Origin of the sequence: Mesobacillus selenatarsenatis SF-1 (assembly GCF_000813125.1) — a bacterium.
Classification (GTDB): Bacteria; Bacillota; Bacilli; order Bacillales; family Cytobacillaceae; genus Mesobacillus; species Mesobacillus selenatarsenatis.
In genome coordinates, this window is the sequence record NZ_BASE01000044.1 from 17,445 (window position 1) to 29,859 (window position 12,415).

The 12,415-nt window shown below is 38.9% G+C and carries 16 protein-coding genes; 1 reads left to right on the top strand and 15 read right to left on the bottom strand.

Features of this window, described 5'->3' with window-relative positions:
• Nucleotides 1-31: 31 nt before the first annotated feature.
• The 7 genes from TY49_RS09780 to TY49_RS25405 form a co-directional block, all read right to left on the bottom strand.
• Complete coding sequence (locus TY49_RS09780; protein WP_023614065.1) at nucleotides 32-232, bottom strand: cold-shock protein; 201 nt, start codon at nucleotides 230-232, stop codon at nucleotides 32-34.
• A gap of 111 nt (nucleotides 233-343) precedes the next feature.
• Complete coding sequence (locus tag TY49_RS09785; RefSeq protein WP_041965728.1) at nucleotides 344-1,366, bottom strand: ion channel; 1,023 nt, start codon at nucleotides 1,364-1,366, stop codon at nucleotides 344-346.
• A 209-nt stretch (nucleotides 1,367-1,575) separates the two neighbouring features.
• Entirely contained in the window at nucleotides 1,576-2,805 is a 1,230-nt protein-coding gene (locus tag TY49_RS09790; protein WP_041965729.1) for a glutathionylspermidine synthase family protein, read from the bottom strand.
• Nucleotides 2,806-2,815: 10 nt separating this feature from the next.
• Nucleotides 2,816-3,280, bottom strand: a complete 465-nt coding sequence (locus TY49_RS09795) for a hypothetical protein (RefSeq protein ID WP_041965730.1) — start codon at nucleotides 3,278-3,280, stop codon at nucleotides 2,816-2,818.
• Nucleotides 3,281-3,295: 15 nt separating this feature from the next.
• Entirely contained in the window at nucleotides 3,296-3,694 is a 399-nt protein-coding gene (locus tag TY49_RS09800; protein WP_041965731.1) for a DUF350 domain-containing protein, read from the bottom strand.
• 15 nt (nucleotides 3,695-3,709) lie between these two features.
• Nucleotides 3,710-4,153, bottom strand: a complete 444-nt coding sequence (locus TY49_RS09805; RefSeq protein WP_041965732.1) for a hypothetical protein — start codon at nucleotides 4,151-4,153, stop codon at nucleotides 3,710-3,712.
• A gap of 212 nt (nucleotides 4,154-4,365) precedes the next feature.
• Entirely contained in the window at nucleotides 4,366-4,491 is a 126-nt protein-coding gene (locus TY49_RS25405; RefSeq protein ID WP_269745728.1) for a hypothetical protein, read from the bottom strand.
• Nucleotides 4,492-4,578: 87 nt separating this feature from the next.
• Between TY49_RS25405 and TY49_RS09810 the strand changes: the two genes are divergently transcribed.
• On the top strand, nucleotides 4,579-5,553 hold the full coding sequence (locus TY49_RS09810; protein WP_041965733.1) for a LacI family DNA-binding transcriptional regulator: 975 nt from the start codon (nucleotides 4,579-4,581) through the stop codon (nucleotides 5,551-5,553).
• 532 nt (nucleotides 5,554-6,085) lie between these two features.
• On the opposite strand, the gene TY49_RS09815 is transcribed toward TY49_RS09810, so the two are convergent.
• The 8 genes from TY49_RS09815 to TY49_RS09850 all read right to left on the bottom strand — a co-directional run bounded on the left by TY49_RS09815 (nucleotide 6,086) and on the right by TY49_RS09850 (nucleotide 12,126).
• Entirely contained in the window at nucleotides 6,086-6,652 is a 567-nt protein-coding gene (locus tag TY49_RS09815; protein ID WP_041965734.1) for an MEDS domain-containing protein, read from the bottom strand.
• Nucleotides 6,653-6,936: 284 nt separating this feature from the next.
• Nucleotides 6,937-7,938 carry an NAD(P)H-dependent flavin oxidoreductase gene (locus tag TY49_RS09820; RefSeq protein ID WP_369389730.1) on the bottom strand — a complete coding sequence of 334 codons (1,002 nt, stop codon included), beginning with the start codon at nucleotides 7,936-7,938 and terminating at the stop codon, nucleotides 6,937-6,939.
• Nucleotides 7,939-8,050: 112 nt separating this feature from the next.
• Nucleotides 8,051-8,236, bottom strand: coding sequence for a hypothetical protein (locus tag TY49_RS09825; protein ID WP_041965736.1), 186 nt, complete (start codon nucleotides 8,234-8,236; stop codon nucleotides 8,051-8,053).
• A gap of 130 nt (nucleotides 8,237-8,366) precedes the next feature.
• The gene (locus TY49_RS09830; protein ID WP_041965737.1) at nucleotides 8,367-8,945 is read right to left on the bottom strand and encodes a glycerol-3-phosphate acyltransferase; all 579 of its coding nucleotides are present in this window, start codon (nucleotides 8,943-8,945) and stop codon (nucleotides 8,367-8,369) included.
• 113 nt (nucleotides 8,946-9,058) lie between these two features.
• On the bottom strand, nucleotides 9,059-10,309 hold the full coding sequence (locus TY49_RS09835; protein WP_041965738.1) for an MFS transporter: 1,251 nt from the start codon (nucleotides 10,307-10,309) through the stop codon (nucleotides 9,059-9,061).
• A gap of 238 nt (nucleotides 10,310-10,547) precedes the next feature.
• Nucleotides 10,548-10,781, bottom strand: coding sequence for a hypothetical protein (locus TY49_RS09840; protein WP_041965739.1), 234 nt, complete (start codon nucleotides 10,779-10,781; stop codon nucleotides 10,548-10,550).
• Nucleotides 10,782-10,920: 139 nt separating this feature from the next.
• A complete protein-coding gene (locus TY49_RS09845) occupies nucleotides 10,921-11,652 on the bottom strand; it encodes a ZIP family metal transporter (RefSeq protein WP_041965740.1) in 732 nt (243 codons plus the stop codon).
• 87 nt (nucleotides 11,653-11,739) lie between these two features.
• A complete protein-coding gene (locus TY49_RS09850; protein WP_041965741.1) occupies nucleotides 11,740-12,126 on the bottom strand; it encodes a VOC family protein in 387 nt (128 codons plus the stop codon).
• Nucleotides 12,127-12,415: the final 289 nt, after the last annotated feature.

Sequence of the window (12,415 nt, forward strand, 5' to 3'; positions counted from 1 at the left end):
AAAATTCCGAGTCTGTTTTAGCTATCCTAAGTTAGGCTTTCTGTACGTTTGTCGCTTGTGGGCCACGCTGGCCTTGTTCAACTTCAAATGTAACTTCTTGACCTTCATCTAAAGATTTGTAGCCTTCTCCCTGAATTGCTGAGAAGTGTACGAATACGTCTTCGCCGCCTTCACGCTCAATGAATCCAAATCCTTTTTCACTGTTAAACCATTTTACCTTACCACGTTCCACAATTGTTGCCTCCTAGCGATTAAAAAAATTGCAATTTAACCTTGCGTGATTATTATATCCTTCTATAAAGATTTTAAACCAAAAAAGAGTATTTTTTTACGAAGATTTAGCTCAAATTTTTTTATAGGTTGCCTCATCGCAAATGACAAACATCTCCGTACCCTCAGGAATTTCTTCATTATGTTTTCTGGCAATATCAAGCGCGTGTCCATCTGAAATGAGTGTTGCTCCGAGGTCAAAGAGCTCCATGGCTGCTTGCTTATAAGTAGTCCAATGCGGCTTCTTCTCGATTTTATAGAGGTTCTCTCCTTCCATATTGCTGAGCAGTTGCTTAAACAGCTTGCTCGAACCAGGAAAGATCGCTGCCTGAGCCATGAGTTTAGATACTGATTCATTGGATAAAATAAATTCATCGATGTTCGCATGTTCGAACAAGGCAATATGCTTTTCCTTCATAATTTCGGCAATCGTATAAATATTTCTATTGGATTGTTTCGAGATATGTTCTACCCTGGATGCTATAAGCAAAGTTTTCCCATCAGCGTATTCAGGAAACTCAATACGATCATCCGTAAAGACAGCTACTGATTTGGACTCGAGGATATTAGCCTGCATTAGAATTTCTTCTTCAGCAGGGTTTCCGCTGACAAAATGTACTCGATCATGCTGCACTGGCGACTCATTGCTATGATCGACAATGACTATATCGCACTTTTTATTGGAATTCAGGATTTCCTCAACAACATTTCTAAGTTTATCTTTGGAGGAGCCGATGAGTATATAGTGGTCCTTTCCTTTATATGCCAACTTCCCTTCCTCCTTCATCTTTTTATACAAAGTCAAACTATCAAAAATCTTGCCGATGATAATACCCATTGCCCCAATCCCGACTGTATATAGCAGCACCATCGTAAAAATTCGGCCTAAATCACTGCTGGGGGAGTAATCACCGTAACCAACCGTCACGACCGTGGTCATTGTCCACCAAACTGCATCAAGGTATCTTGGAAAAGTTTCTGGTTCAAGTGTCTTGATAATCACACTGCTTAATAGGATCACTCCAAGAACGATCAAGGTGATTTTCAAAAGACTGACTTTCAGGAGTTTTGTAAACAATCTCTGTAAAATCCACATGAATGGACCTCCTTTCTCTTAGGCTCTTTTCTCAAACTTTGTTGCTATTGACTACAAAATAGGATTGATTGGCCTATGTTTCTTCGCAAAGTTGACTCTTTTTTTGAGAAAAGAGCATGCAACTTAATACCGACCTCCAAAATGGCTTTATATTACGTTAAAATCGGCTTTAAGATTTTAACAACCATCTTTACGAAAACAGCCTTCTCTTAAGACAACCCCACTGGTAAAAAGCAAGAAAGGTTGTTTGTAATTTCTCCTCCGACACGGTAACCGAGCGCCGATGATTTTCCGTTAACAAGAAAACTCCCTGTTAAAACATGTCCTTTTTGCTTACCTTTTTCTGAATTGTACGTAACAGTGGGCAGTTCGATATACTGCTGAAAAATGGATGGGACATCGTTGTAGTTTTTATGTTTTTCTTCCATTATCAGTTTACCAGTGGAACTGTATATCTCGACTGTGTCTCCTTCTCTCCCGAAGATAGGCTTTTTTACAAAAGGAACCTGCTTCGTTAAAAACGGCTCCGCTTCCAAATAAGTAGGCAGGAAATATTCGTTAATCCAGTCATGCTCTTCGGGTGTGAAAAATGGATCATTCTCTTCATGTAATCCCCATATTACCGCCTGCACAGCCTTATTTTGCAATAAGAAGGCAGATGGAGGATTGATCATTGCCAATTTCTTTGATTCTACAAGTTCAAGCAGCCACATACCGATTTTATTTCCTGATTCGTCTTCATCCATTATGAGGCTCTCTATCGGAAATGTTTGCCGGTAGAGGATGTCAATCTTACGGCCAGTTTGATCATACAGGCCAGTCCCAGGTATGATCCTTAGTTTATCTAGTGCAATGAACCTGGAAGGTAAACCATATAAATCCTGCAAATATAAAACTGTATTTCGATCTTCTATATTGTCTTCATGCGCAGTGAAAACAACATATGGTTCAATTTCTTCCAGCCATTTTGCAGATGCAGCGACAGCAATCCGGACAGCTCTGGCCAATTGATCCTCCATTCCTTCATTTGGATTCCTGAAGCCAAATTGAGTCGCTACAGATCCATTTACGCTAAATAATTCCTTAACGAAGGTTGGAGTATCAGAATTGATTTCAATGCACTTGTATGTATTTTCTGTTTTAATCAGGTCCAGCCTCGCAATAACACTTTCAACATTTAATGTCTTGAGCCTTATAAAATCGAGGGTTTCAACCGGATACCCCATTTCACTCAAGGTATCCAGTTGAACATTTCTCAAGAGCTCACTAACTTTAAAAAATATTCTGCCGATTCTATTTGTGCAAAGCCTGATGGCTTCAACTTCCTCCTCTTCAATGGTGGAAATATCAAATAAGGCATATTCCTCCCCATACAAATCGGGCCAGAAGTTCTTTATTCCACTATAAAATCCCTCTCTATTTGCTTTGTAGATTTTCATGGAATGCCTCCTATTCCATGTCGTTTTCACCAATGGCTTTAAGATACAGGACGTAAACTCCCCGATCTTCATCCACTTCAGTGGAGGTAACAGCCATTTGCCCGAAACCAGGAAGATCAATAATATCCTTTAAGAGATAGCGGATTACATCAAGGTGTGTACGACACGGAACAGCAGTTAGCAACTTATAATTCTCACTTACCTTGAATCGCCGGAATTCAACGTGAATTCCCATTCCCCGGTAACTTTTCTCATCAAGAACATTATTGTTCCTGCCTCTGTTCTCAAGAACGAGTATTTCTTCATCCCCAACCATCTCATTGGATATCAGTTCATACTGGTTTCCTTTAATAATAAAATAAGTGCATAGCTGGCGGGCATAAAACTCATCTATTCCGACATTTGGAATCGTATATTCATATAATGGTTCATAGTTATCTTTTCCATCATGAACAAAGTAAGTTAGTTTTTTCATCGATGTTTTCTCCTCCTAATAAGAAAGGCTTTTTGCAACAATCCAGCCTACAGCAAGAGAAAGCGAGAAAAGAATGACACCCACAGAACGATTGTCTTCCTCTATCGCTTTTTGGAGGCTATATCTGACTGTAACAACCTCAGCGACAAAGAATACAATGATTTGCGTGAAAATTCCAATGGAGCCCCAGATAGCCATATCCAGAAGGGATACCGAATATTCAGCTGCTGCTCCCAGCACGATTGCAAGACCCAGCATTTTCCCTCCAAGCGAAAGAGCTGCTGTTATATTTCTTTTGCCAATCAGTTCAAACTCCTTAATTTTTGGAGTAGCCAACACGAATAAGCCGACACCCGCCGTCAGCAATAGCAATCCAAGTCCTAAATAAGCGGCAAAATTTAAATATAAATTCATTAATTTTCCTCTCCCTTAACCGCCAGTAGTGCTTCTTGACCCGCTGCCGAATCCTGAACTGCCCTTTGGCGAAGTGTTTTTATAATTGCTGTCCAATCTTGCCCCTTTGAATGATGAACTGTTCTTGTATTTCGTATAGTCATTGCTCTTATAGAGTAATGATCGATTCGCAAAGAACATACCAGCGAAAAAGTAATGTCCAAAATATGGAGAGTTGTTATCATCACATTCCCAGACACCATCTTCATTGTCCCATTCCCAGTCTGAACAATCGGTCCCTTCTGGTACAGGAGGGATATCCTGGCCCTGCTCAGAATTCCAATCCTGCCCTTCATCGCCAGATACATCCGGTTCCCATTCCCGGTCTGGAATGGCCTGTGGGTTGTTATTGCAACCAGCCAGCCCGATCATCAAAGCCGTAGCAGAAATACTCGCGATAACCTTTTTTGTTTTGCCCATTTATTTCACCTCTTTCTTATTGACGTAAATATTTACGGAAGACCTGGTAAAAAGTTTCATATTCCTTTCTTACTTTCCAGATTACAACCTTCTTTTTATTGTAACACTTTCCTTTCGCAGTGATGCTGAATTCTACAATTAGTTTGGTAATTCCTTCCGGCACTATACTATTAATAAGTGAATGACGAAGGTTCGTTTTTTCCTATTAACATTCAATCTTTCCCATAAAAAAATTCTTCGAAATTAAATTCCTCTATTTCCGCGTTTCCTAAAGCGATTTTTGCTAAAATAATTTCAAATAAGCATAACCCTGCTAACATAATAATTCCTGCAACCATAACGACAGCTCCTTTAAAGTATGTTTGCATATACAATAATTTATGGAACGCGTTTCAGGTCAAGAATAATCTTTGCGAGGTTTTTAAATGGCTAATATCCGAGAAATTGCCCGACTGGCAGGAGTGTCGGTTTCCACTGTGTCACGGGTGTTGAATCATCATCCATATGTAAGCCCAGATAAACGGGAAGCAGTTCTGAAAACAATAAGAGAACTGGATTACAGCCCTAATATTAATGCTGTTCATTTATCCCGGGGAAAGACCAATATGGTCGGAATCGTACTGCCAACGATCAATCACCCTTATTTTTCAGAACTCCTGGAAGGAATTGCTGAAGAAGCAATGAAGCATAATATCCAGCTGGTTCTCTTCCAGACAGGTTATCACCAAGAAAAGGAATTCGAAGCGTTAGAACAACTTCGAGGCCATCTTATTGATGGGGTTATTTTTGCTTCACGTGCAATTCCGTTTGATTCACTTTTGAAGTATAAAAGTGCGGGGCCGATGGTGTTATGCGAGGACTCTGATCAAGATGATTTTCCATCTATATCAATTAAACATGTTGCAGCATTCAACCTGGGGTTGGAATATTTAATATCAAAAGGTCATAAGCGGATTGCCATTTGTCTAGGGAGACTTGAAGGGACAAATAGCCAAAAACGCCAGAAGGCATACGAGGAAAAGATGAAGATGATTGGTCAGAAGGTACAAGAGGAATGGATTCTTGGCAAGTGTTTAATGATTCAGGATGGGAAAAGTGTCGTGAATCGTTTTTTACAAATGAAAGAAAAACCTACAGCCTTTCTAGTGGGTAATGATCAAGTTGCAGCCGGTATTTTTACCGAAAGTGTAAAACAAGGACTTGCTGTGCCTGAAGATGTAGCCATTTTGAGCTTCGATAACCATCCGATATCTGAAATTATGGGAATAACAACAATTGAGATACCCACTAAACAATTAGGTTCATATGCCTTTAACTCATTTATTAAGCGATCTAGCGATAGTACATATGCAGAGAAGATTGCTCTCCCATTTACTTTAATTCAACGACAATCTGTTTAAAGAACAAAAAGCGCAAGCGCCTTGTTCAGCCCCGACAAGCACTGGAGGGCCTGACAGCGAAGTCGCTCTTTGACTTCATTGGCAGGACCGAAATCGAAATGTATAGCCGACTGCCCAGGAACGCAGAAACTGGAAGCTCCGACAAAGAAGCGCTTTTTGCTTCTGCCGGCGGAGTCGAAGTTTCGGAGGTCCTAGGAGGCGAAACTAGCCAAGCGTCTTGAGGGGCTAGGCGCTGAAGCTGGATTAAGAAAAACCAATATAGTTATCCACATCGAAATAATTTTATAATTTCCTGGATAATCAAAAAAACCTGCCAGTCATTCGGCAGGTTCCTTATTATTCAAGGCTGTTTTCGTAAAGATTGTGTTAAAATCCTAAAGCCCGATTTTAACGTAATATAAAGCCATTTTGCAGGTCGGTATTAAGTTTGCAAGCTCTTTTCTCAAAAAAAAGAGTCAACTTTGCGAAGAAACATAGGTCATTCAATCCTATTTTGTAGTCAATAGCAACAAAGTTTGAGAAAAGAGCCTTATTAAATAATGCTTTTCCGATCTATAAGGTCAATATTATCATCTGTCATGTAATAGTCGTGGGAATCCAACAATATCTCTTTTAAAGATTCAGGTACCCTATTGGCTTCATAACTACAAATGGTGATTAAATTTGTGGTCTGAAGCATTGCGTCTGCTTCTTTTTCGTAATCACCAAGATTCTGGATGATTTGTTCTTGATCTCTCCATTCAACATGGGCCCATGTCTGAATGGGAATATTTTTTTCCAGAAAAGGTGCAAGCATATTTTCTAAATAACTTAAAATAGTTGCCTTATTGAAGTTGCCGCGATAGCAGTAAAATTCATAATTATTGATTGTGTGAATCATTTCCTGTTGTTCCTCATCAAACTCAGCTTTGATTCTCTTCTGGAGTTCAGGCAAAATCCGGTCATTTTCTATGATCATCACGTGATTGCCGAGTCCAATTGCCGCTATAACATAGACTATAAGGTTATCAACATATTTCTCTTCGTTTTCGAATGAATAAAAAATATGGGCACCATTTCCGTTAACAGTAGAGATCAGATCCTGGATTTTTTTCCGCATTGTATCAGTCTCCTCCGGAATTCAAGGGAAACAAACAATGAATTCACATATTCAAATATAACCTTTATAATAACATACTTCCATCCATTAATCGATTGAACTTGTTTATGATTCAATCAGGTCAGATTATATATATACAAATTAGGGTTTTAATATCCCTTTATTTTCCCAACAAGGTTTTATAATATATTTATTTTATTTCTCCTCAAAAGCTCATCCAATTTCTTTTAACAGGGATTATTCTAAAAAACTCACCGAGCAATTGCCTGTCGGTGAGTTTAGTATTATTCCATAATAAAAGTTTTGAGTTTGCCTGCTTTTGCGTTCACATTACTTAAAGCCTCATGGTATTCAGATTCTAACTGGCTAATAATCTCCGATGCAGATTGTATATTATTAATAGCTCCAACTCCCTGCCCTGCTGACCAAATGTCTTTCCAAGCCTTGGCATTCGTCTCTCTTTGCATCGAATCAAAATTAACATTCTCTTTTTTCTGGAGGGTTTCAGGGTCTAGTCCTGCCCTGACGATACTTGGCTTTAGCATATTCGCTTTTACACCAGAAAAAGCATCGGTGAGAATAAGGTCTTCTTGAGTTGCATCCACTACCATTTGCCTGTACTCATCATTGGCCATACTTTCCTTTGCCACAATGAATCTTGTCCCCATGTAAGCAAGGTCTGCTCCTGCAGCCTGTGCAGCAAGTACGGCTTTTCCGGTGGTGATTGATCCTGCCAGAACAATGATTCCATCCCAAAAGTTCCGTACAGAATCAACGAAAGCAAAGCCATTCAGATCCCCAGCATGGCCTCCTGCTCCGTTAGCGACTAAAATAAGCCCGTCTACTCCTGTCTCTGCAGCTTTCTTGGCAAATTTTACATCACTGACATCAGAGAAGACTAGGCCCCCATATTCATGGACAATGTCTACCACTTTCTTAGGACTTCCGAGTGACGTGATCACAAGCTGAGGTTTATACTTTTTTATTAAGGCAAGCTCTTCCTCAAGCCTGCTGTAAGTACTATGTACCACCATATTCATAGCCCAGGGTGCTATTTTCCGTTCTGGCTCTTGTTTTTTTGCTTCTGCTAATTCGTCATTCAGCCTGCCCATCCATTCATCTAAAACTTCAATTGGTCGGGCGTTTGGAGCTGGAAATGATCCAATCACTCCATTTTTACAGCAGGAACTTACCAAATCAGGACCTGAGACTAGGAACATTGGGGCTGCAATTGCAGGAACAGATAACTGATCCCACCAGCTTTCTGGAACCACTTTACTCATCATATCATCCTTTCTACATTTCTAAATTTTCTGAATATCTATATCATAGTTTAACTTATCGGATTTTTCAATCTTGATGAAAATTTTATTATTTTAAAAAAAAGAATCCCCCACCTTAATGTGAAGGATCCTTGCGGTATTTCTGCTGAATCTTTTTTATGCTGTTAAGAGTACGTACTATAATTGTATCATTTCCTTCTTGTGGGTTCTTTAAATATCTGCGCCATATAAATTGACTTCCTTCTTCTATCAACAGCAAAACAGTGATTGGCAGCAGCAAGAGCCAAATCCAGGTCCACATATTTCAGGCTCCTTTCGAATGAATACATTATCCTATTCATTTCTTTACCTCAAAATGTGCGAATGCTAAACATTAACTGGGTTTAGTTTGGACATTGTATTCCTTTGCTCTTTTACAGACTCAGTATCCTTTATTTTCCCACTCCTCTTTTATCTAACCTTTCAAAAATATCTTCACGGTGAATGAATATTACAATCATTACGAGTACGCTAGAAATAAGAACGACAATGTGTTGGATTCCCAGGAAATAAAAACTTAGAGGAATCAAAACAAAGGAACCAAGACCAGCAAATGTAAAACTTTTCAAAAAAGGATAAAACAATAGAAATCCAGAAATGATAACCAAAGCTGTCAGAGGTTCAAAAGCGAGCATCCCTCCGATAAAAGTAGAGATGCCCATTCCCCCTTTAAAGTTCAAGGTAATTGGCTTAACATGGCCTAGAATGGCAAATCCCAACCCACCCAAAATTATTTCAGGTGAGAGTTCAAAATATTCACCAATAAGGATTACAATTGCCCCTTTTAACGCATCTCCAAGAAAAGTCAAAATGAATGATGATTTTCCATGTACACGACCGGCATTCCTCGCCCCTACATTGCCGCTTCCCTCAACTCTTATATCCTTTTTCCCGAGGAACTTTACAACGAAATATCCAGCCATTAAGGTGCCTAGAAAATATGAAATTAAAAAATAGCTAAAGATAGTCATGGCAACACAACCTGTCTAACAATATTAGTAGAGTTTATTCGATATAAGGCAGATAAATTCCTTTATAAAAATCTCCATAGGTCAGTTGACATATACTTCTCGTATTTGACCAGTTATGATCTTTGGATTGCGACTTTGTTACTGATGTTGTACTGTTTTTTCATATAAAAATAGAATAGTAAAAATACAGCTCCTGAGAACAATCGTAAAACAGCTGCAAGATTCATAGCTATTTCAATTGAACTTAACTGAAGCAAATACACACCAACCTGTGGTGCGATAAAGCCTATAATCGCTAAAAGTATGTTATATTGGGCGATAAAACTTCCCCGGTTCTCCTCCTTCGTCACTTCAAGAAGCTGATTAAATAACAAAAGAACGGTCCCAGAAACAAAAAGGCCAGAAGTAAAGTTGACGAAGGTTAGGTAATACATATTTTTCGAAAGAATTGTTAGGAATGGCGCTGATGCCATCCCGACCGCAGTAACTGCCAGCATCTTTCCATTGCTGTGCTTATCAGCCATCCTTCCCCACCACTTGAAGCTTATGATCTGACCTAACTGATTCGCCACAGTTATAATGCTGATCCAGAAACCAGTCATATGAGCGACTTTGATATTGTAAATATTGAACAGAGGCCAGGCTAGCTGCCAGGCAAAGTTGAAAAACAATCCGCATATCAAGAAATAAATGAACGGTTTATGTTTATAAGCGTCCCAGCCAAAATTTAACCGTTTCTTGCCCGGTACGATTTCTTTCTTCGGCTCTATATGTCTATTTAAATAGATAACTTCTGCAATACCAAATAGAAATGCTAAAATGAAGAGAATTTGATATGGCAGAGGATTGGATTTATCAAACCATTGAAGGCCTATTCCAATCAGCAATGTCGTAATCATACCTGCAATGGTCAGAATCCTGTTTCTTTCGCTAAAGAAACCGCTTCTCCGGCTATCTGAAATAAGGTCTCCGATAAATGACTGCCAGCTAAGCATTGCGAATGAACCCGGTAGATTCATTAGGCCGATCAGTATTACAAATGTCCAGGCCCTGTACTCTTCAGGCAAATAAATGACCAAAAACATCCCCAGCAAAAATAAACGAGTGAACAAAATCGAGAGACCAGTGAACCTCTTTTTTTCCTGCAGCCTGCTCATGATCACGGTACCAAGAATCATTGCGAACATACCTATTATTTGAGGCAGAGAACTAATTAATCCAACTTGATAATTCGTAGCACCGAGAACACCAATTGCAAATAAGGCAAAGTAGTTATTGCTCATACTCATAACAATCGTAGAAGCGACACCATTTATTATGCTATTCTTTTCATTCCTCTTTGTTATTTGTGAAGGACTTTCCATACATTCCTCTTCTTTCGAATCATTCTAATTATTTTGGATATCGAAATATCCACCTAATTTTACTCCTTCTGGTTTTTGCTGGCAATAAGATTTTTTCACAAAACAAACTAAGAATTTTCTGGAAATAAAGGTGATAAGAAAAAGCATTTTTTCATTTAATTTCTTGTTGGTTGGCTCTATTGGTAATGATTTCTCAGGTCAAATAAAAAAAAGGAGCACTTGGCCCCTTTGTACTTAACTACACGTTCTTTAAAACTAATTTCAATCTGTTGTCACGTTCGCTTCTTTCTTCTTCTGCAGCAAGGTCATACTTCTTTAGCAAGTGAAATACTTCATTCAAAATGTCCTGAGTATGTTCTTCCTCAAAAAAACGGTTGAATAATGGGTGAATGTCCTGCGGAAGGAATTCCTTTTGTGATTGGTATTTCTCCTGCACATCCTTTTTGCTGTGGTCGATATTGCATTCTCCCATACTGATCCCTCCTAATATATGTATAACATTAGAATACCAGACTCTCTTTGTCTTTACCCAGCACTTTTAGATTTATTCCCAGCAAAAGAAGCCTGAATTTTGGAAAAGGGTAAAGGCCAAGCGTTTTTGGCCTTTATGTCTAACCGAAATGTATAGTGAGATAGAGCATTGAAATCAAGCCAAGGATAAAAGAGTACGTTGGGAATTTTACTTGATGATCTTCCTGGCTTTCTGGAATAAGTTCCTTATAGATGACAAAAAGCATTGCACCTGCCGCAAAACTCAATCCATATGGTACAAGCCCTGCTACTTCTGCAGCTAGAAAATATCCAATTGCAGCCGTTACTATTTCTACAGCCCCTGTAAAGGTAGCAATCATAAGTGCCTTCACTTTAGACATTTTCTGATGGATTAAATAAAGCCCAACGAGGAATCCTTCTGGCGCATTTTGCAAGCCAATTGCAAAGGCAATAATAGCTCCAAGGTTTTCTTCACCCGAACCATAACTCACCCCGACTGAGAGGCCCTCGGGTAAATTATGGAGAGTAATAGCTGTAATGATGACTAATGTTTTTCGATCAACACCGGAAAAGATTTTAAAGTCACTTGTGTCGAGGTCTTCAGTCTTTGAATGAATGAAATTCAAGGCAAACGTCCCTAATAACATTCCGATGGATAGCACCCAAATATCTGATGATTTCAAAGACTCTGGTATCAAGCTGAAGGTTGTAGCCGCCATCATGATCCCTGAAGCATAACCAAGAAGTAAAGATTTCAACCGGGGTGAGACATTATTTAGAATTAAAACTGGAATTGCTCCCAACCCTGTTGCCATTGCAGAGATGACAATTCCTAAAAAAGCATCTGCCATAACTTTTTCCAGTGCCTCCTAATTTACAAAAGTAAAATACTTTTCCCCTTAAATCAGGAAGTTACACTTGGAAAAAATTCTCCGCTGTCAATCAGGTGCAACCAATTCAACTTTCATACGATCTGGACCTTCAAAGAACACCGCATAGTGATCTGCCCCTCCTGCAAAAGGGTGTCTGTCTTGATAGAGGATGGGGATATGTCTTTCTCTTAGTTTTTCAGTCATTTGATCCACATGTTGCCGTGATTCTGCATAAAAAGCAAGATGATTCAAACCAACTTGCGACCGGTGATATCCTGCTTGAATGAACCTTTCTTCGGTTTGGACGAAGACTATATAAGTCTTTTTAAATTTCCAACTGATGCCGCTGTCCCATTTTTGATATACTTCATATTTTAATTCGCTTAACAACCAGCCCCAAAATTCTATTGCTTTATTTAAATCGGTTACATTGATTTCAACATGATGCAGCATTCTTTCTCATCTCCTGAACAATCTTTTTTTGTATTTTGAGCATAACTATTGGCAACACTAGGACGAAATTTTGCAGAAATTGCTTTTGATTCTTATTATAGCAATACAGCTTTATTTCCATCACCCATCATTTGTTGATTTGAAGCAGCTTTCTGACTCCTGATATCCCATTCTCATGGGTTCTGCTTTGATTCCTGTCCATCTTTGCTAATATAATAATAAGAGGTTATTAAATTTTGCTTTACTGAGGAGCCAATCAAATTAATTAAGATAGCCTAAAAAACGTTTT